We start from the raw sequence: 20,083 nt of genomic DNA on the forward strand, positions 1-20,083 counted from the left end.
ATGGTATTTTCCCACAGCATAAAGTTGATTGAATTAAGGGTATTTTTTTGAGTAGTAATCAATCGCTGTCAACATTGACGCTAACCACCCAGTTGAACCGTGTGGTTCGCGAAACCTTGCTGGTGTTACTGATCGGTTTAAACCTGCTGTTTATGCTGAGTTTGATCAGTTACGACACGCGTGATTCGGGTTGGTCACATCAAGGGTATCAATCAGAAATTAGCAACTGGGCCGGCTGGTTCGGTGCATGGATTGCAGACTACTCGGTCTCTTGGTTTGGGGTAGTTGCGTTTGTTATTCCCTTTATTTTGGTTGTCCCTGCCTACCGTTGGTTGCGTCGTCGCTACATTGGCACCCTAGATATGTTGCCCTTTGTGGTAATGCGAACCCTAGGTGCGCTGTTATTTGTTCTTTCGGCCTCTTGTCTAGCCTCAATTCACATTAGCAATGCGGATCTTGGGTTGCCTTTCTCCGCTGGTGGGATTTCCGGTCAAGCGCTGGGTGATTTTGCGGTTCGTTGGTTGAATGTAGCCGGTGCCACCGTCGTATTGTGGATTGCTCTGTTAATCGGCCTAACACTCTATGTTGACTCAAGCTGGCGTCAGGTATTGGATTCTATCGGTGGTGGGTTAGAGACGCTCTGGCAGAGTCTTTTTGCGAAGAGCGAAGAGGAGACTCAAAAAGCGACAGTCTCTGAGCGCCCTATGGAAGTTCGTGTTGCAAAAAGAGCAGCGATGCAACGGGTAGAGCCTGATTTTGAAGTTGAGCCGGGTAGCATGGAGTCACTTCCGGTGGTCGATTTCGGAGAGCCTTCGTTTGACTCTTCGCGTTCTAAACCGCTTGAGATCAAGACCATGGATGATCTGACTGTGGGTTCTGAGGCTAAGTCAGACGGTGCGGAGGTTAAGCCTGCGTCGAAATCGGTTTTTGACGATGCTAACCGCGAGGATGCTGAGAAGCGAACACCGAAAATCGTGCCCCTCTCTGAGACTCATAAACCCTTAGATAGCGATGATGATGCTGAGCCGGTGAAACCCAAAGCCGCTGTGAAGCCTAAGGTGAAAATTCCGAGTCTTGATCTGCTCGATCCACCAGAGATACAGACCGATCAGGGCTATACGGAAGAGGAGGTGGAGCATCTCTCTCGTCTTCTTGAGCAGAAGTTGAATGACTTTGGTGTCGTCGCTGAAGTGGTTGAGGTCAATCCCGGGCCAGTGATCACTCGCTTTGAGATTCAACCAGCTCCTGGTGTTAAAGCCAGCAAAATTTCAAATCTGGCCAAAGATTTGGCACGTTCAATGGCCGTCAGTGCCGTGCGTGTCGTTGAAGTGATTCCCGGTAAGTCGGTGATGGGTATTGAGATACCTAATCACTCTCGTCAGATGGTGCGTCTCTCTGAGGTGCTTAACTCTAAACCCTATCTGGGTGCAGCCTCTAAATTGACGCTGGCGCTGGGTAATGACATCGCCGGCAATCCTGTTGTAGCCAACCTTGCCAAAATGCCTCACTTGCTCGTAGCAGGTACAACCGGTTCCGGTAAGTCGGTCGGCGTAAACGCTATGCTTCTGAGTCTGCTCTATAAGGCGACACCCGAAGAGCTGCGTTTAATGCTGGTCGATCCTAAGATGCTTGAACTCTCTATCTATGATGGCATTCCACATCTGTTAACACCGGTGATTACCGATATGAAAGAGGCGGCCGGTGGTCTACGTTGGTGTGTGGCAGAGATGGAAGATCGTTACCGTCTAATGGCGAAAGTGGGTGTGCGAAACATAGCCGGGTTCAATGATAAGGTTCGTGAAGCGGCCGCTGCCGGTCAGCCTTTGAGGGATCCTCTATGGAATCCTATGGAGCAGGGGCTTTCACCGACAGACCCTGCGCCGGAACTGCAGCCACTCCCTTACATTGTGGTGGTGATTGATGAGTTCGCCGACATGATGATGATTGTCGGTAAAAAAGTGGAAGAGTTGATTGCGCGTATTGCACAAAAAGCCCGTGCTGCTGGTATTCACTTGATTCTTGCGACGCAGCGTCCATCGGTTGATGTGATTACCGGCTTGATTAAAGCCAACGTCCCGACCCGCATCGGTTTTCAGGTCTCTTCTAAAATTGACTCTAGAACCATTCTCGATCAGTCGGGCGCTGAGAACCTATTGGGTAACGGGGATATGCTCTACCTGCCTGCCGGTACCAGTGTGCCAAATCGTGTTCACGGTGCGTTTGTAAGTGATGATGAGGTACACCGTGTGGTTGAAGCGTGGAAGGCGCTGGGTGAACCTGAATTTATCGATGCCATCCTAAACGGTGAAGCAGAGGGTGGTGCTGCAGCTGGCGGTGGCGGTGGCCTGTTTGACGATGAAGCCGACCCACTCTATGACGAGGCGGTCGCGTTTGTCTTAGAAACTCGTAAAGCGTCTATCTCATCCGTGCAGCGCAAGCTAAAAATTGGTTACAACCGTGCAGCTAGAATGATCGAAACGATGGAGGCGGCCGGTGTTGTCTCGCCACCAGGATCGAACGGTCAACGAGAGGTTATGGCACCGGCTGGCCCAAGGGATTAACGAGATGTTGAGATTCACTAAAACCGCACTGTTCCTGCTATTGTCGCTGCCGATGATGGCCTGGGCCGAAACGGCTGATCAGCTATCAGCACTGCTTCAGTCTCACGCTAGGCTCTCTGCTGCCTTTCAGCAGTACACCTTAGGTGATGATAATTTAAAGTCTGAAAATGCCTCTGGCCGCTTGTGGATCGAAGGGGTTGATCGTTTTCGTTGGGAGACAGAGAGTCCCTTTCCACAAACCATCATCAGTGATGGCCAATGGTTGTGGGTCTATGATCCGGATTTAGAACAGGCGACTCAACGCCCATTGGGCGAGGGGGAAGTGATGACCCCGGCTCGCGTATTGGGTGGTGATGTTGAACAGTTGAATCGCTATTTTAATGTTCAGCAGATTGAGGCTGGCGCCGGAAACAGTCTCTTCGAGTTAACGCCAAAAGAGGAAGGGAGTGCGGAGTTCCAATCCCTGCGCCTACTCTTTAGTGGTGATCTACTTGCCGAACTGTTGATACAAGATGGGCTAGGTCAGCGTTCCCTCATTATGTTGAGTGAACAGAGTTTTCCGGCTGCTTTTGATCAGACGATGTTTCGTTTTGTGCCCCCCACATCGGTTGATGTGATCCTGATGGATCAAAACGGATGAGTGATCTATTCGAAGACGCTCCAGTAACGGCTTATGAGCCGTTAGCGTCTCGCATGCGCCCAAGGTCCTTAGAAGAGTATCGAGGGCAAGAGCACCTCTTTTCTGAGGGCAAGGCGTTGCGTCGCCAACTCGAACAGGGGTCAATCCACTCGCTGATTCTGTGGGGGCCGCCAGGTGTTGGCAAAACGACGTTAGCCAGACTGATTGCATACTATGTAGACGCTGAGTTTATCTCTATCTCTGCTGTTATGGATGGCGTCAAAGAGGTCCGTGCAGCGGTTGAACGGGCCAAGATGTTACGTCAGCAGAGTGGTCGTCAGTCGATCCTCTTTGTTGATGAGGTTCATCGTTTCAATAAATCTCAGCAGGATGCTTTCCTCCCCTATGTTGAGGAGGGGACGCTGATCTTTATTGGCGCCACAACTGAAAACCCCTCGTTTGAATTGAATAATGCCTTGCTGTCGCGCGCCCGTGTCTATCCGTTAAAAGCGTTAACGGCAGAGACTTTAGAGGCGTTACTAGAACAGACCCTCAGTAGCCCAAGAGGCCTTGCAGATCGTGATCTAATTTTTGAGGAAGGGGCTTTGACAGCGCTGGCTCAGGCGGCTGATGGTGATGCACGTCGCGCGTTAAATCTGCTTGAAATCGCTGCGGACCTCTCTGAACCCGTCGAGGGTAAAGAGTACGTGTCGATCGCCGCGCTATCTGATGTGCTCGCTGCAGGGGTGCGCCGCTATGATAAGGACGGTGATCTCTTCTATGACCAGATTTCAGCCTTTCACAAATCGGTGAGGGGCTCCAGTTCAGATGGTGCGCTCTACTGGTACTGTCGTATGTTGGATGCGGGTTGCGATCCTCTCTACATTGCGCGCCGCTTAGTTGCCATCGCCTCGGAGGATATCGGTAATGCCGATCCCAGGGCGATGCAGGTGGTGTTGAGTGCTTGGGATGCCTTTGAGCGTGTCGGCCCTGCCGAGGGTGAGCGAGCCATTGCTCAGGCCACTATTTACTGTGCGTTGGCGCCAAAGAGTAATGCTGTCTATCAGGCGTTTAATCAGTGCTTGGCTGATGTGGCTAAAGATCCAAGTTACGAGGTTCCAGAGCACTTGCGTAACGCGCCGACCCGATTAATGAAAGAGCAGGGATTTGGTGAAGGGTATCGCTACGCTCACAATGAACCCAACGCCTATGCAGCTGGTGAATCCTACCTGCCACAGGAGATAGCAGATCGCTCCTACTATCATCCTGAAGAGCGTGGTTTAGAGATTAAACTGAGTGAGAAGATGCGCCGCTTACAAGCGGCTGATCAAGCCAGTCCGACTAAGCGTTACCCTAAGGAGAGTAGTTGATGGTCCATCTATTAAGTGTTGCTTTAGGGGGTGCTCTGGGGGCGATGGCTCGTTATTGGTTGAGTGGTTGGCTCAACAGTGCTGATCAAAAGTTACCGGTAGGTACCCTAACGGCTAACGTTGTTGGTTCGTTGTTAATGGGGGTGCTGTTTGTTTTGGTGATGGAGCGAGCTAAGTTGCCACCTGAGATGCGCCCGCTGTTAATGACCGGTTTTTTGGGAGCTTTCACCACTTTTTCTACATTTTCGCTGGAAACTGTTACCTTGATTAACGAAGGTCATGTAACGGCAGCCATCTTTTATGTACTATTGTCCGTCGTATTATCAGTCGCAGCACTTTCTGCTGCCATTTGGTTTACTCGACTGCTTTAAATTTTGTAAGGATATTTGATCGATGTTAGATCCACGCCAGGTTCGTGAGAACGCAGAGGCTATTGCTGAACAGCTTAAAAAGAAAGGTTACGAGTTTCCGCTAGCGGCATTTAATGCCCTAGAGCAGGAGCGTAAACAGATCCAAGTTGAGACAGAGAACCTTCAGCAGGAGCGTAACACCCGTTCCAAGTCGATCGGCCAAGCAAAAGCACAGGGGCAAGATATCGCACCGCTGTTGGCTGAAGTCGGCGAGCTTGGCGCTAAGCTTGATCAATCCAAAGAGAAACTAAACGAAGTACAAGCTAAGTTGGATGATATCCTGCTGAGCACACCGAACCTGCCCGATGACTCTGTACCGGCGGGTGAGAGCGAAGATGATAACGTTGAAGTGCGTGTATGGGGTGAGCCTGGTTCATTCGATTTTGATGTTCAAGATCATGTCTCTCTAGGTGAGGGCTTAGGCGGTCTGGATTTTGAAGTAGCTGCTAAGTTAACGGGCTCTCGTTTTGCGGTGATCAAAGGGCCTCTAGCACGTCTGCACCGAGCGCTGGCGCAGTTTATGCTGGACACTCATATTGAGAAGAACGGATACACCGAGATCAATGTTCCTTTCATGGTCAACAGTGAGTCTCTGCAAGGTACCGGTCAACTGCCTAAGTTTGAGGAAGATCTATTTAAAGTGCCGTTCGGTGAACGTCACTACTACCTGATTCCAACCGCCGAAGTGCCGGTGACTAACCTAGTTCGTGATGAGATTGTCGACGCTGAAACACTGCCGATGGCTTACGCCTGTCACAGTCCATGTTTCCGTTCTGAAGCGGGTTCAGCAGGTCGTGATACACGCGGTATGATTCGCCAACACCAGTTCGAAAAAGTTGAAATGGTTCAAATGGTTAAGCCAGATACTTCGTGGAACGCATTAGAAGAAATGTGTGGGCATGCCGAGGGTATTCTGCAAGCACTGAACCTGCCATATCGTGTGGTAAATCTGTGTGGCGGTGATCTAGGTTTCTCTGCCGCTAAGACCTATGACATCGAGGTTTGGTTACCGGGTCAGGCTAAGTATCGTGAGATCTCATCTGTCTCAAATATGACCGACTACCAAGCGCGTCGTATGCAAGCTCGTTGGAGAAATCCTGAGACAGGTAAACCAGAACTGCTTCACACACTCAACGGTTCGGGTTTGGCTGTCGGTCGTACACTGGTCGCTGTGCTTGAGAACTACCAACAAGCCGATGGCTCCGTAGTTGTTCCTGAAGTACTGAAACCTTACATGGGTGGTACTGAGGTGCTCAGCGCCTAATCGAATCGGGTAGGTTAGAGATGGAAGGTAGATTTGATCTAGTCATCGTTGGCGGCGGCATGGTCGGTGCTGCGGTGGCTCTGTCTCTAGCCGATACCCAACTTAATATCGCTCTACTAGAGCGCTCTCTGCCTGAGGCCTTCAGCGCTGATCAACCTATGGACTTGCGCGTCTCTGCTTTAAGTCCTGCCTCTATCGATCTGTTGGATCAATTAGGTGCTTGGCAGCCCATTCTCTCTTTGCGAGCTTGTCCCTATCAACGCATGCGCGTTTGGGAGATGGATGAAGATGCGCCAGGTCTAGCAGGTCAAGCAGCACGTAATTTAGCAACAGAATTCTCTGCCCAAGAGATCTCAATGTCCGAGCTGGGCTACATAGTTGAGAACCGTCTGGTTCAACGGGCGCTACTAGATCAATTGAGTGGCCAGAGTAATATCAGTTTAATCACTGACGGGGTTGAGCGGATCGACTACTCGGCGGCATCGACCATCATAGAACTCGATTCGGGTAAGTCGTTAATGACCCCTCTGGTGATAGCCGCGGATGGTGGGAAGTCAATGGTGCGTGATGCGGCTGCATTAGGCGCACATCAGTGGGACTACGAGCAGATGGCCATGGTCATTAACGTTGAGACGCTGTTGCCGCAACAGGATATTACTTGGCAGCAGTTCTACCCATCGGGCCCAAGAGCGCTACTGCCTCTGCCAGGATCGAATGCATCCTTGGTTTGGTACGACGCGCCTGAGCGGGTACAGCAGTTGATGTCGATGGAGTTCGATCAACTTAAAACGACCATCGAAGCCAATTTCCCAAATCGATTGGGTGGCATCAAATCGATTCAAGCAAGAGCCAGTTTTCCGCTGCGCCGTCTGCATGCCCAGCGCTATGTGGACGAGGGCGTTGCTCTTCTGGGGGATGCTGCACACCAGATCAATCCATTAGCCGGTCAGGGGGTTAATTTAGGATTTCAGGATGTCGTTGCGTTTTCAGAGGTAATTCATGATGCGCTGTCTCGAAATGAGTCGATCAGCTCAGTTGATGTACTTAAACGCTACGAACAGAAACGCCGCAACGCTAATCTATTGATGATGCAATCGATGGATCTCTTCTATCGCCTCTTCAGTAATCAGAAAAAGCCCCTCAAATTGGTACGCAATCTAATGCTAGGTATTGCAGGTGCTGCCAAACCCGCACGCGTAAAAGCGCTAAGAATCGCTTCAGGGATTGATCGGTTTTAAACGGTTGGAGCCTTATCGAAGATGAGGCGATTTTCTTCCGATCGCGGCCTTTTCAAGACCGCTCCAACAGTGAGCTAAAACGGGGTCTGACCCCTTTAATCCGTCACCTTCAGCTTGAATTAACAACGATCTGCTCCTATTAATTAACTATATCGATTAAAGGTGTCTGTTATGCGGATTGCGGTTGTTTGGTTTTTTTCTCTATTGATAAGCTCAGTGAGTCAGGCTGGCTTGCCGGTCAGTGACTCGCAGGGGCAATCTTTGCCCTCTATTGCCCCTATGTTGGAGAGGGTGAATCCAGCAGTCGTCAACATCTCGACCTTCTCGACCCGACAAATCATCAACCCACTGTTGAACGATCCCTTTTTTCAACGCTTTTTCAACATTCCCAGAGATGCCTTTCCGCAACAGCGCCGCAGTCAGAGCAGTGCCGGTTCTGGTGTGATTGTCGATGCCGAGCAGGGTACGATCATTACCAACTATCACGTCATTAAAGGGGCTGACGAGGTACAGATTGGTCTTACCGATGGGCGCAGTTTTAAAGCCCGTTTGATTGGGGCCGACCCTGAAGTGGACATTGCGGTATTGGATATCGATGCCACGGGATTGAGTGAATTATCGATCCGCGACTCCTCGTCACTCAGAGTCGGTGATTTTGTTGTGGCGATCGGTAACCCCTTTGGGCTTGGGCAGACCATCACAACGGGTGTTGTCAGTGCGTTAGGGCGTTCAGGTTTGGGTATTGAGGGTTATGAAAACTTCATTCAGACCGACGCCTCTATCAACCCCGGCAACTCCGGTGGTGCTCTAGTCGATTTGAGTGGAGACCTGGTGGGTGTTAATACTGCCATTATTGCGCCAAGCGGAGGAAATGTCGGAATAGGCTTTGCAATCCCCAGTAATATGGCACGACGTGTTGCTGATCAATTGATTGAAGAGGGTCGCGTGACGCGTGGCTGGGCAGGGCTTTCGGTGCAACCGCTAACCGCTGATTTACGTCAGGCGTTTGGGCTGGATGATCAGCAAAACGGTGTGATCGTTTCAGAGGTGATTAAGGGCTCACCTGCTGATCGTGCCGGTCTTCAAGTCGGCGACATCATTACCACATTGGATGGTAGAGCACTGATCTCAGCGGCTACCATTCTTAACGCCGTGGCATTTGCAGCCGAAGGGGATCAACTAAAGCTGGAACTACTGCGCAATGCTGAGCCGCAATCCGCCAAGTTGATCGTCGCCTATCAACAACCTAAATCTGATCCAGAACAGGGGGCTCTTCATCCGTTACTGTCTGGTGCCGTCTTTGAGCCAGTGACCAGTGGCAGAGGGGTTCAGGTTAAAGGTGTTGAACAGGGAAGCCGGGCCGCTCGTGCAGGGTTGGTCGCTGGCGATCTTGTTGTCTCTATCAATCGACGTTCGGTTCGAACCCTAGAGGATCTTCATCGTGAACTCTCTGGCAGTGCCAATCAGTTATTGATTCAGCTTCAGCGTGGCCGCTCAATGTTTTATCTGGTCTTAAGATAAATCTGAGATTAGCTAGCAACTTTTCAAAACTGTTCTACACTGAACTCATTAATTACCTAATTGTCATATAGGGCTTAGAGAGAAATCGTTAATGAAAGGTGTAGTGTTTAATATCCTTGAGGATATGGTAGTGGAAAAGGGCGGTGTTGTTCTCTGGCAACAGCTTCTTAACAGGGCCTGCGTTGCGGGTAGCTATATTTCAGTCGATACCTATGAAGATGCCGAACTCTTTAAGATTGTTCATGAAGTCCAACAGGCGCTCGATATTCCCCTAGAGGATGTGATTCGCAGTTTTGGTGATTTCATGTTTGCTAAGCTGGCTGAACGTTACCCTATGTTTGTGGAAGCTGAGGGCGATCTGTTTGGTTTCTTGAAAAGTATCGAGCCGGTGATTCACTTAGAGGTACAAAAACTCTACACAGAGGCTAACCTTCCGACAATTGATTGCGCCAATGGTGACAACAACCGATTGGTAATGAACTATCGTTCGCCGCGAAAACTCTGTATTTTGGCAGAGGGGTTAATCCAGGGGGCGGCCACTCACTATCAAACCCCTATCAAGATTGAGCACCATATCTGTATGCACAGAGAGGCTGACCACTGTGAACTTAACATAAGTAAAGTGAATGTCTGAAGAGTTAGAGCTATACAAACAAGCGTATGAACGAGAACGTAAAGCACGCCTTGCAGCAGAGGATGTGCTGGAGACTCGTTCGCGTGAGCTGTTTCAAAAAAACCAGGAGCTCGAAGCCTCTTTGGTTCAGTTAAAAGCGCAGCAAGATGCACTGATTCGATCTGAGAAGTTGGCTACGCTTGGTACGCTTGTCTCTGGCGTGGCACACGAGATTAACAACCCGCTGTCGTTTGTTCACTCTAATGTAGACACCTTGGGTCAGCACAGTGACGCCATCGCTAAACTCTACCCTCTATTGATCGAATCTCTAGCGGTAGATGAATCTGAACGACCAGCGTTTGCTGAGCGTGTGTTCAAGTTCCTTGAAGAGGAAGATCTTGAATATTTCACCGATGAATTAGATGAGTTGGTTTCTGATACCAATGACGGTGTGCAGAGGGTGAAGGAGATCGTTCGCAACTTAAGAAGCTTTGCTCGAATGGATGCTCAGGATAGAACAGAAGCTGATCTTAATGAGGGGATTCGAAGTACCCTTAAATTGATTAACAACCAGATCAGTGCCAACACAAAGGTCAACCTCTCTCTTGAAGAGATTCCTCCAGTGCTCTGTAACCCCGGTGAGATCAATCAGGTCCTTTTAAATATTCTTGTCAATGCAGCACAAGCGCTTGAGGGTCAGCGTGAACCAACCTTAGAGATCGCGTCCAAAGAGAACCAAGGCTGGGTTGAGATATCGATAGCCGATAACGGTAAAGGGATGACCAAAGAGATACAGCAACGTATTTTTGAACCCTTCTACACAACAAAGGATATTGGTAAAGGTACGGGGCTGGGTCTATCCATCTCCTATGGCATTATTAGCCACCATCAGGGTGAGCTTTTGGTTGATTCTGCACCAAATAAGGGCACAATTTTCACGCTAAGAGTGCCGATTCACACCCGTTAAACACCTCTTATATTACAACCCATTTCTTTACTTAAAAATGTCATATAAATGTGACGAAATTATCTATTTTCTTCTAGCCCGCACCACAGCTGAATCTTCGCCCCTTGCCCAATAAGTCAAGAAATTTTTGACGCATATTTGCTATTGCAAAGTTCGTCTAGATCACTATATTTAGTGTCTGTTGTTTGTCGAATAACTATATATAGTGATTTATGTTGGATAGACAACCACAAGATATAGTGTTGTGTGAAGTAGCGATCAGCACCCTCAGGCAGCACGAATAATAACACCGACTAAGAAGTGGAATGTCGTTATGCAACAGGGTTTAAAGGTCACAAAACGCGATGGTAGCCAAGAGTCACTGGATCTAGAGAAGATCCACAAAGTTGTGACTTGGGCTGCAACCGGTCTAAAGACTGTGTCTGTCTCTCAAGTAGAGCTGAGTGCCAACATGCAATTCTTTGAGGGTATCTCAACATCAGACATCCATGAGACCCTAATCAAAGCGGCTGCCGATCTTATTTCAGAAGAGGCGCCTGATTACCAATACCTTGCTGCGCGCCTTGCGATCTTCCACTTACGCAAGAAAGCGTTCGGTGAATTCGAACCACCCCACCTATTTGCCCATGTCCAAGCCATGGTGAATGACGGTCGTTACGATAAGCACCTTTTAGAAGACTACACTGAAGCGGAATTCAATGAGCTGAATGACTACCTTGCTCATGATCGCGACATGAACTTCAGCTACGCGGCCGTTAAGCAGCTAGAGGGTAAATACCTTCTACAAAACCGTGTTACGGGTAAGATTTACGAGAGCCCACAGCAGCTCTACATGTTGGTAGCCGCTTGTCTCTTCTCTAAATACCCACAAGAGACGCGTTTGGGTTATGTAAAACGTTTCTACGATGCCTGTTCTCTGTTTAAACTGTCGCTACCGACGCCGATTATGGCGGGCGTTCGTACACCGACCCGTCAGTTCAGCTCTTGTGTATTGATTGAAACGGGTGACAGTCTGGATTCAATCAACGCGACAGCCTCTTCGATCGTTAAATACGTATCACAGCGTGCGGGTATCGGTATCAATGCCGGTAGCATCCGTGCCCTAGGTAGCCCAATCCGTCAGGGTGAAGCTTTCCATACTGGATGTATTCCTTTCTACAAACACTTCCAAACAGCGGTTAAAAGCTGTTCACAAGGGGGTGTACGAGGGGGTGCTGCGACTCTGTTCTACCCAATCTGGCACTTGGAAGTGGAGTCACTGTTGGTTCTTAAAAACAACCGTGGTGTCGAAGAGAACCGTGTGCGTCACCTAGATTACGGTGTTCAGATCAACCGAATGATGTACCAGCGTTTGATCAAAGGCGGCAACATCACCTTGTTCAGCCCACACGAAGTGCCTGGCTTGTACGATGCGTTCTTTGCTGACCAAGATGAGTTTGAGCGTCTCTATGAGCAGTACGAACAGGATCCAAATATCCGCAAACAGACGATCAAAGCGGTAGAGCTGTTTGGTATTCTTGCATCCGAGCGTGCATCGACTGGCCGTATCTACATTCAGAACGTCGACCACTGTAATACCCACAGTCCGTTCGATCCTACAGTGGCGCCGGTTAAGCAGTCCAACCTCTGTCTTGAGATTGCGCTGCCAACTAAGCCTTTGAAAGAGGTGAATGATCCGGACGGTGAGATAGCTCTCTGTACACTGTCAGCATTCAACCTTGGCGCACTAGAGAACTTAGATGAGCTAGAAGAGCTGTCAGAGTTGATTGTTCGTGCACTAGACAGTCTGTTGGACTACCAGGATTACCCGGTTCCAGCTGCATACACTGCAACCATGGGTCGTCGTACTCTGGGTGTCGGTGTAACCAACATGGCCTACTACCTAGCGAAGAACTCTGTTCGTTACTCCGATGGCAGTGCTAATGGCCTAGTACACCGTACCTTTGAAGCGATTCAGTACTTCCTGTTGAAGGCATCAAACAACTTGGCAAAAGAGCTGGGTGCCTGTCCTAAATTCAACGAGACCACCTACGCTCAGGGTATTCTGCCAATCGACACCTACAAGCGTGAAGTTGATACCTTCTGCGAAGAGCCATTGAACTACTTCTGGGAGACACTTCGCGAAGATATCCGTGAATTTGGTCTGCGTAACAGCACCCTTACGGCGTTGATGCCCTGTGAGACCTCTTCGCAGATTACTAACTCAACCAACGGCATCGAACCACCACGTGGTTATGTTTCGGTTAAGTCGAGTAAAGATGGTGTGATGAAACAGATCGTACCTGAGTACTTAGAGCTGAAAGATAACTACGAACTTTTGTGGTCAATCCCAGACAACGAAGGCTACCTACAGTTGGTCGGCATCATGCAGAAATTCGTAGACCAATCAATCTCTGCAAACACCAACTATGACCCGGCTAAGTTCCCTGGTGAGAAGGTACCAATGAAGCAGTTGTTGAAAGATCTTCTAACTGCCTACAAGTACGGTGTTAAGACACTTTACTACCACAACACTCGTGACGGTGCTAAAGATCAGCACGATGACATGGGTGGCTGTGAAGGCGGCGCTTGTAAACTTTAAATCTGTAGTTCGCCGCCCAGTACTTCGGGCGGCCGTTTAAACTTTTACGAAGAGGTTAGGGCAGATGTCTTACTCTACATTCAGTACCAGTAATCACGATGCAACTCGCGAACCGATGTTTCTAGGTCGCAGTGTTAACGTTGCGCGTTACGACAAACAGAAATATCCAATCTTTGAAAAGCTGATCGAGAAGCAGCTCTCTTTCTTCTGGCGCCCAGAAGAGGTTGATCTAAGTACTGACCGTAAAGACTTCATGGCACTTCCAGAGCATGAACAGCACATCTTCTTGAGCAATCTTAAATACCAAACCCTGCTGGATTCAGTGCAGGGTCGGTCGCCAAACGTCGCGTTTTTGCCGATCGTCTCTATCCCTGAGCTTGAGACCTGGTTTGAAACTTGGGCGTTCAGTGAGACCATTCACAGCCGTTCGTACACGCACATCATTCGCAACATTGTGACTGAACCGTCTAAGGTGTTTGATACCATCGTGACCAACCCAGAGATCGTTGAGCGAGCTGAAGCGGTGACGCGTCTTTACGATGAGTTGATAGAGCTGGTGAATGTCTTCACCATTCATGGCGAAGGTAAGCACACAATCGACGGTAATCTGGTCGATGCAACACTCTACAACATCAAAACGAAACTCTACTTAACGCTGGTATCTGTTAACGTTTTGGAAGCGATCCGTTTCTATGTCAGCTTCGCCTGTTCATTTGCATTCGCAGAGCGTGCAGTGATGGAGGGTAATGCGAAGATTATCCGTCTGATTGCACGTGATGAAGCGCTCCACCTCACCGGCACACAGCACATGATCAACATCATGGCCTCGGGTGCTGATGATCCTGATTTCAAACAGATCGCTATTGAGCAGAAAGAGGAAGTGATCAAGCTCTTCCGTGATGCGGCAGAACAAGAGAAATCTTGGGCAGAGTACCTCTTTAGTCAGGGTTCAATGATCGGTCTAAACGCTCGAATTTTGGGTGATTACGTTGAGTACATTACCAACGTCCGTATGAAAGCCTTGGGTCTAGAAGAGATCTTCGAGAACCGCGCTAACCCATTGCCTTGGATGAACTCATGGTTGGTCAGCGATAACGTCCAAGTGGCTCCTCAAGAGTCGGAAATCAGCTCCTACCTGGTCGGTCAAATCGACAACGAAGTAGGGGATGAGGATTTCGAAGGCTTTGACCTTTAATTTGAGGGTTTGACGATGTCGGGTATCCCACGCATCAAAGTCAGCAACCATCATACCTTCTACTACCAGTATGAGTTTTCACTGCTTGATGCATTGGAAGCTCAACAAATACCTGCACCTTACAACTGCCGCGGTGGATACTGTGGATGTTGTAAGGTGCGTCTATTAGATGGCGAAGTTGAACCTGTTCAGGATGCACTGGTGGACTGTGCAGAGGGGGAGGTTTTAACCTGCTGTTGTCGTCCCAAAGGGCACATAGAGATCGAAATTCCAGACGCCGAACAGCCCCTGTAAATCCGCACCAAAATGAGTCAAAAATAATTTTTGTTCACAGTGCAAGTTTTTTATAAGAAAAAAGTACATAAATATTTAAAAAAAATTATAAAATCCTGTTGAATAATTTAAGTTATTGAATTTAAAAGAATTATTTTTACCGGTTCAAAATTGAACCAATTTGCTGAACGCCCCAGTTCATCGGTAATAGCGCACTTCTTCCAAACATTATTCACCAAGTTATCCACAGATTCTGTGAGTAATAAAAACGGTGAAAAAAACACTTTTTGGTCTTGACAGAGAGGGATCAAAATACTGCCTTACTTCGCCTTTGGGTATAATTAAGTAATCACTAATTTTCGACGAGTATTGGTAAATGACTGATTTTGAAAATGAAGTAATCAAATCGACCCAGCATTGGGTGGATAAAATGGTCGTCGGGCTAAATCTATGCCCCTTCGCCAAGAAAAGCATCGATCAAAATCAGTTGCGCTATGTTGTCTACACCGGTGACGACATTGAATCGATTACTCAGCTGTTGGTCGAAGAGCTAGAGCGACTAGTGAACGATAAGAGTATCGAAACGACTCTGTTGATCCACCCAAACTTTACGACAGAGTTTGATGCCTACTTAGATTATTTGGCAGGTGTCGATGAGTTGATCGACGCGTTGGGTTATTCGGGCGTTTTCCAAGTGGCTGGCTTCCACCCAGATTATCAGTTTGACGGTGTCGCAGAGATCGACCCAGCAAACCATACCAATCGATCCCCTTATCCCATGATGCATCTGCTCCGCGAAGCGAGCGTCGCCTGGGCCGTCGAGACACACCCTGACATCGATTCGGTGCCGGAACGTAATGTGGAGCTGTTGCGGGAGATGGGAGAGAAGGGGATTCAAGAGTTGATCTCTGGAAAACGCTGATAGGGCGGATGTCAGGCTGAAGCCAGACACCGGAGAATTAACCAAGCTACGGAGTGACGGTGACTGGCTTTCAGCCTCTCATCCGCTATCTTAATTTCGCGGTTTGTCGCTGTGCGCCAATTCGCTCCTACAATTTCGCGGTTTGTCGCTGCGCGCCAATTCGCTCCTACAATTTAATGCTCCGTTTGTAGGAGCGAATTACCACGAAGTGGTAAACCGCGAAACAACCGCAGAGCGGTTCGTTATTAAACAAAAAAACCCGGCAAAAGCCGGGTTTATTTAAGCGTTAATCAACCGATTAAGCTTGAACCGTTGGAATCACAGAAGAGGCTTTCTCTACGTAGTTTTCCATTTGATCGAAGTTTAGGTAGCGGTAGATGTCACCTGCCATGCTGTCGATCTTCTGAGCGTAGTTCATGTACTCTTCAACCGTTGGTAGCTTGCCTTCTAGTGCAGCAACTGCAGCAAGTTCAGCTGACGCTAAGAATACATCTGCACCATCACCTAGACGGTTAGGGAAGTTACGAGTCGAAGTAGAGACGACTGTCGATTTCGCAGCAACACGTGCTTGGTTACCCATACAGAGTGAACAACCAGGCATCTCCATGCGAGCACCGGCTTTACCGAAGATGTTGTAGTAACCTTCGTCACTTAGCTGTGCCGCATCCATCTTAGTTGGTGGAGCGATCCACATACGTGTTGGGATAGAGGCACCTGATGCTTCAAGCAGTTTACCTGCAGCACGGAAGTGACCGATGTTAGTCATACAAGAACCGATGAATACTTCATCGATCTTCTCGCCCTGTACTGTTGAAAGTAGGCGAGCATCGTCTGGATCGTTTGGAGCACAAAGGATTGGCTCTTTGATGTCTGCTAGATCGATTTCGATCACACAAGCGTATTCAGCGTCAGAATCAGCACGCATTAGGCTTGGGTTAGCTAGCCACTCTTCCATGCCTTTAATACGACGTTCGATAGTACGCGCATCACCGTAGCCTTCAGCGATCATCCACTTAAGCATGACGATGTTCGACTTCAAGTACTCAGCTACTGAATCTTCACCTAGTGTGATAGTACAGCCTGCTGCAGAACGCTCTGCAGATGCGTCAGATAGCTCGAATGCCTGTTCAACGGTTAGCTCTTCAAGACCTTCGATCTCAAGAACGCGACCAGAGAAGATGTTCTTCTTACCGGCTTTAGCAACCGTTAGGTGACCCTCTTTGATTGCGTAGTAAGGGATCGCGTGTACTAGATCACGTAGCGTGATGCCAGGGTTACGTTTGCCTTTGAAACGAACCAATACTGACTCAGGCATATCCAGTGGCATAACGCCTGTAGCCGCAGCGAATGCAACTAGACCTGAACCTGCAGGGAAAGAGATACCGAGTGGGAAACGAGTGTGCGAGTCGCCACCCGTACCAACAGTGTCAGGAAGAAGCATGCGGTTCAACCAAGAGTGGATAACACCGTCACCTGGGCGAAGCGATACACCGCCACGGTTCATGATGAAATCAGGAAGCGTGTGGTGAGTGTTAACGTCTACTGGTTTAGGGTAAGCCGCTGTGTGACAGAAAGACTGCATTGTTAGGTCAGCAGAGAAACCAAGACAAGCAAGGTCTTTAAGCTCGTCACGCGTCATTGGGCCTGTAGTGTCCTGTGAACCTACAGTTGTCATCTTAGGTTCGCAGTACATGCCTGGACGAACACCGTCCATGCCGCACGCTTTACCAACCATCTTCTGAGCAAGGGTGTAACCTTTGCCAGAGTCGGCAGGCTGTTGTGGCTTACGGAATAGGTCAGTTTGACCTAGGCCTAGTGCTTCACGTGCTTTATCCGTTAGACCACGACCGATGATCAGTGGGATACGGCCGCCGGCACGAACTTCGTCTAGAAGAACCTGAGTTTTTAGACCGAATTCACAGATCACTTCATCAGTGCCGTGCTTACATACTTTACCTTCGTATGGGTAAACGTCGATCACGTCGCCCATGTTTAGGTCGTCAACTGGCATCTCGATCGGTAGTGCACCTGCATCTTCCATTGTGTTGTAGAAGATAGGAGCGATTTTGCCGCCGAAACAGTAGCCGCCAGCACGTTTGTTAGGCACGTTCGGGATATCATCACCGAAGAACCATAGAACTGAGTTAGTTGCAGACTTACGAGAAGAGCCAGTACCGACAACGTCACCCACGTAAGCAACAGGGAAGCCTTTCGCTTTAACTTCTTCGATCTGAGCTAGAGGGCCTTTAACACCAGGTTCTTCTGGGTTAATGCCTTCACGTTCCATCTTAAGCATCGCGTTAGCGTGCAGTGGAATGTCTGGGCGTGACCATGCATCTGGAGCAGGTGATAGGTCGTCGGTGTTTGTTTCGCCAGGTACTTTGAATACAGTCACTGTGATTTTTTCAGCAACTTCAGGCTTGCTAGTGAACCACTCAGCGTTAGCCCAAGACTCCATCACCTGTTTAGCTGATGCGTTACCTGCATCCATCTTCTCTTTAACGTCGTGGAACGCATCGAACATAAGAAGAGTGTGTGATAGGCCTTTAACAGCAGCAGGTGCTAGTTCAGCGTCATCTAGGCTCTTGATCATTGGCTCGATGTTGTAACCACCTAGCATTGTGCCAAGAAGCTCAACCGCAGCAACTTTGCTGATTAGAGGAGATGAAGCTTCACCGTTAGCGATCGCCGCCAAGAAACCTGCTTTCACGTAAGCAGCTTGGTCAACACCGGCAGGAACACGGTTAGTTAAAAGGTCTAGAAGAAACTCTTCTTCGCCTGCTGGTGGGTTTTTAAGTAGCTCAACCAGTGCGCTGGTTTGATCAGCGTCTAGTGGCTTTGGCGGTACGCCTTCTGCGGCACGTTCTTCAACGTGTTTACGGTAAGCTTCAAGCACGATATGGCCCTCATTAATGGCTACACCTAACGCCCTTGTGAGGCGAAAGGAGGATATCTTCCCGATATCAATGGTTATTAAAAAAACGCCGTTATTCTACAGGAGTCGCCATTCTCTGTTAATCACCCAAAGGCTAAAAGGCCTTTATACTTTGGGCTTGTAACCGGCTGTTTATAGAACCTTTTCTTATTGTTTTACAAAGAAAAAGTATATCGCTGCAGCGCAACATATCTAAGAGGGTACCGGACAGGTGCGCTGATCGTTATAATTCGCCCCACCCAACAATGATATGGAGAGAGACGTGGACGCGTTAACCGAGATTCAAAGCTTTTTAGGATGCCAAACACCGGATCAGTGGATCCAGGTGGCCAAAGATCCTAAGCATCAATCTCTGCTACTGACCGACCACGCTCACTGTGAGAAGAAAGCGGCCTCTACGGCCATGACGTTGATGTTTCGATACGTCGATCGTCCAGAGCTTCTCAATAAGATGTCACGACTCGCACGAGAGGAGTTGATCCATTTCGAGCAGGTGTTGGGTCTGATGGATAAGCGAGGCTTTAAATATGGCAACCTATCTGCTTCGCGTTACGCCAGTGGTCTGCATGAGTTGGTTCGACGTGAAGAGCCGGGTCGATTGATCGATACGTTGATTGTCGGTGCGTTTATTGAGGCACGCTCCTGTGAGCGATTCGCCGCATTGGCCCCATACCTTGATGAAGAGTTGGCTAAGTTCTATCGCTCACTGCTGCGCTCTGAGGGCCGTCACTATCAGGACTATCTAAAACTGGCTGAGGATTATGCGGGTGAGTCGATTACCGATCGAATTGAACTTTTCCGCCAGAGAGAGCAAGAGTTAGTGGAGTCAGAAGATGATCTGTTCCGCTTTCATTCGGGTAAGCCTTCACTCAATTAAGTGAAATCTTCTGGGGGTTCAAACTTAGAGAGTGTGAACTCCTTTTTGTGACTCAGAAGATAATAACCGCTTGAGCTCCAGTCACCCAAAACAACTCTAGTTAGCGAATCATTACCATTGATATTGGTATGAATGCTGGGTCTATGAGTATGTCCATGGATCAGTATCTGACACTCTTCTTTTGTAAGTAATTCTTCACAAAATCCAACATTTACATCCATGATGTAATCTTCTTTGTTGCTATTTTGCTGTTGGCTTTTATCGCGAATTTGGCGTGCAATGGCGAGACGTTCATCAATGCTTTTTGCTAGAAACCCTTGCTGCCAGTTTGGGTTTCTCACCTGGTTTCGAAAGGCCTGATAGGCTGAATCATCGATGCAGAGTTCATCACCGTGCATCAGTAGGGCGGTGCCGCGTTTGGGTAGCTCAATCTTGATCTGTTCAGGCAGCAGTTCGGCTGACAGTTTCCTTGCACTTTTCTTGCCTAACAGGAAGTCACGGTTGCCGTGCATGAGAAAGATGCTGGTACCCGTTCGGCTCAAGGCTTCGAAGTAGGGCTGAATCTCCTTGAGAACAGGGTCGGCAAAATCGTCACCAATCCAGGCTTCAAAAATATCACCCAGTAGGTAGAGTTCATCGCTAGAAGGCGCGATATGTGAGAGGAAGTAACGAAGCGCCCGAGTGATCTCGGGTCGCTCCGCTTGCAGGTGAAGGTCTGAAATGAATAGACGTTTCAA

Annotated in this window: 16 protein-coding genes; 14 read left to right on the forward strand and 2 right to left on the reverse strand. The window is 48.8% G+C overall.

The genetic code is table 11. The features are described from left to right. Positions 1 to 47: 47 nt before the first annotated feature. The 13 genes from XMA152_RS11475 (at position 48) to XMA152_RS11535 (ending at position 15,534) form a co-directional block, all read left to right on the forward strand. Positions 48 to 2,561, forward strand: coding sequence for a DNA translocase FtsK (locus tag XMA152_RS11475; RefSeq protein ID WP_173481036.1), 2,514 nt, complete (start codon positions 48 to 50; stop codon positions 2,559 to 2,561). Positions 2,562 to 2,565: 4 nt separating this feature from the next. After that, complete coding sequence (gene lolA, locus XMA152_RS11480) at positions 2,566 to 3,201, forward strand: outer membrane lipoprotein chaperone LolA (RefSeq protein WP_173481035.1); 636 nt, start codon at positions 2,566 to 2,568, stop codon at positions 3,199 to 3,201. Beyond that, positions 3,198 to 4,550, forward strand: a complete 1,353-nt coding sequence (locus XMA152_RS11485) for a replication-associated recombination protein A (RefSeq protein WP_173483681.1) — start codon at positions 3,198 to 3,200, stop codon at positions 4,548 to 4,550. The genes lolA and XMA152_RS11485 overlap by 4 nt, the downstream gene beginning before the upstream one ends. Continuing rightward, positions 4,550 to 4,921, forward strand: a complete 372-nt coding sequence (crcB, locus tag XMA152_RS11490; RefSeq protein ID WP_173481033.1) for a fluoride efflux transporter CrcB — start codon at positions 4,550 to 4,552, stop codon at positions 4,919 to 4,921. Before XMA152_RS11485 ends, crcB begins: the two co-directional genes overlap by 1 nt. A 22-nt stretch (positions 4,922 to 4,943) precedes the next feature. Next, on the forward strand, positions 4,944 to 6,224 hold the full coding sequence (serS, locus tag XMA152_RS11495; protein WP_173481032.1) for a serine--tRNA ligase: 1,281 nt from the start codon (positions 4,944 to 4,946) through the stop codon (positions 6,222 to 6,224). 20 nt (positions 6,225 to 6,244) lie between these two features. After that, a complete protein-coding gene (locus XMA152_RS11500) occupies positions 6,245 to 7,462 on the forward strand; it encodes an FAD-dependent monooxygenase (RefSeq protein WP_173483682.1) in 1,218 nt (405 codons plus the stop codon). A 171-nt stretch (positions 7,463 to 7,633) separates the two neighbouring features. Beyond that, positions 7,634 to 8,983 carry a Do family serine endopeptidase gene (locus XMA152_RS11505; RefSeq protein WP_173483683.1) on the forward strand — a complete coding sequence of 450 codons (1,350 nt, stop codon included), beginning with the start codon at positions 7,634 to 7,636 and terminating at the stop codon, positions 8,981 to 8,983. 91 nt (positions 8,984 to 9,074) lie between these two features. Continuing rightward, positions 9,075 to 9,617, forward strand: a complete 543-nt coding sequence (locus tag XMA152_RS11510) for a heme NO-binding domain-containing protein (RefSeq protein WP_173483684.1) — start codon at positions 9,075 to 9,077, stop codon at positions 9,615 to 9,617. Next, positions 9,610 to 10,563 (forward strand): sensor histidine kinase, encoded by a 954-nt coding sequence (locus XMA152_RS11515; RefSeq protein ID WP_173481028.1) that lies wholly within the window; start codon positions 9,610 to 9,612, stop codon positions 10,561 to 10,563. The genes XMA152_RS11510 and XMA152_RS11515 overlap by 8 nt, the downstream gene beginning before the upstream one ends. A gap of 313 nt (positions 10,564 to 10,876) precedes the next feature. Further along, positions 10,877 to 13,144, forward strand: coding sequence for a class 1a ribonucleoside-diphosphate reductase subunit alpha (gene nrdA, locus XMA152_RS11520; protein WP_173481027.1), 2,268 nt, complete (start codon positions 10,877 to 10,879; stop codon positions 13,142 to 13,144). A 64-nt stretch (positions 13,145 to 13,208) separates the two neighbouring features. After that, the gene (nrdB, locus tag XMA152_RS11525; protein WP_173483685.1) at positions 13,209 to 14,339 is read left to right on the forward strand and encodes a class Ia ribonucleoside-diphosphate reductase subunit beta; all 1,131 of its coding nucleotides are present in this window, start codon (positions 13,209 to 13,211) and stop codon (positions 14,337 to 14,339) included. A 15-nt stretch (positions 14,340 to 14,354) separates the two neighbouring features. Beyond that, on the forward strand, positions 14,355 to 14,633 hold the full coding sequence (yfaE, locus tag XMA152_RS11530; RefSeq protein ID WP_173481025.1) for a class I ribonucleotide reductase maintenance protein YfaE: 279 nt from the start codon (positions 14,355 to 14,357) through the stop codon (positions 14,631 to 14,633). A 355-nt stretch (positions 14,634 to 14,988) separates the two neighbouring features. Beyond that, positions 14,989 to 15,534, forward strand: coding sequence for a DUF1415 domain-containing protein (locus tag XMA152_RS11535; RefSeq protein WP_173481024.1), 546 nt, complete (start codon positions 14,989 to 14,991; stop codon positions 15,532 to 15,534). Between the two features lie 298 nt (positions 15,535 to 15,832). Here XMA152_RS11535 and acnB read toward each other — a convergent pair whose 3' ends face one another. Then, positions 15,833 to 18,430: a bifunctional aconitate hydratase 2/2-methylisocitrate dehydratase gene (gene acnB / locus XMA152_RS11540; protein WP_173481023.1), complete on the reverse strand. Its 2,598-nt coding sequence runs from the start codon at positions 18,428 to 18,430 to the stop codon at positions 15,833 to 15,835. A gap of 301 nt (positions 18,431 to 18,731) precedes the next feature. Here acnB and XMA152_RS11545 point away from each other — a divergent pair, with 301 nt between their 5' ends. Beyond that, positions 18,732 to 19,346 (forward strand): tRNA-(ms[2]io[6]A)-hydroxylase, encoded by a 615-nt coding sequence (locus tag XMA152_RS11545; protein WP_371813303.1) that lies wholly within the window; start codon positions 18,732 to 18,734, stop codon positions 19,344 to 19,346. Here the strand turns inward: XMA152_RS11545 and XMA152_RS11550 are convergent. Next, positions 19,343 to 20,083 carry a UDP-2,3-diacylglucosamine diphosphatase gene (locus tag XMA152_RS11550; RefSeq protein ID WP_173483687.1) on the reverse strand — a complete coding sequence of 247 codons (741 nt, stop codon included), beginning with the start codon at positions 20,081 to 20,083 and terminating at the stop codon, positions 19,343 to 19,345. The genes XMA152_RS11545 and XMA152_RS11550 overlap by 4 nt on opposite strands.

This window comes from Marinobacterium sp. xm-a-152, assembly GCF_013282965.1.
GTDB lineage: Bacteria > Pseudomonadota > Gammaproteobacteria > Pseudomonadales > Balneatricaceae > Marinobacterium_E.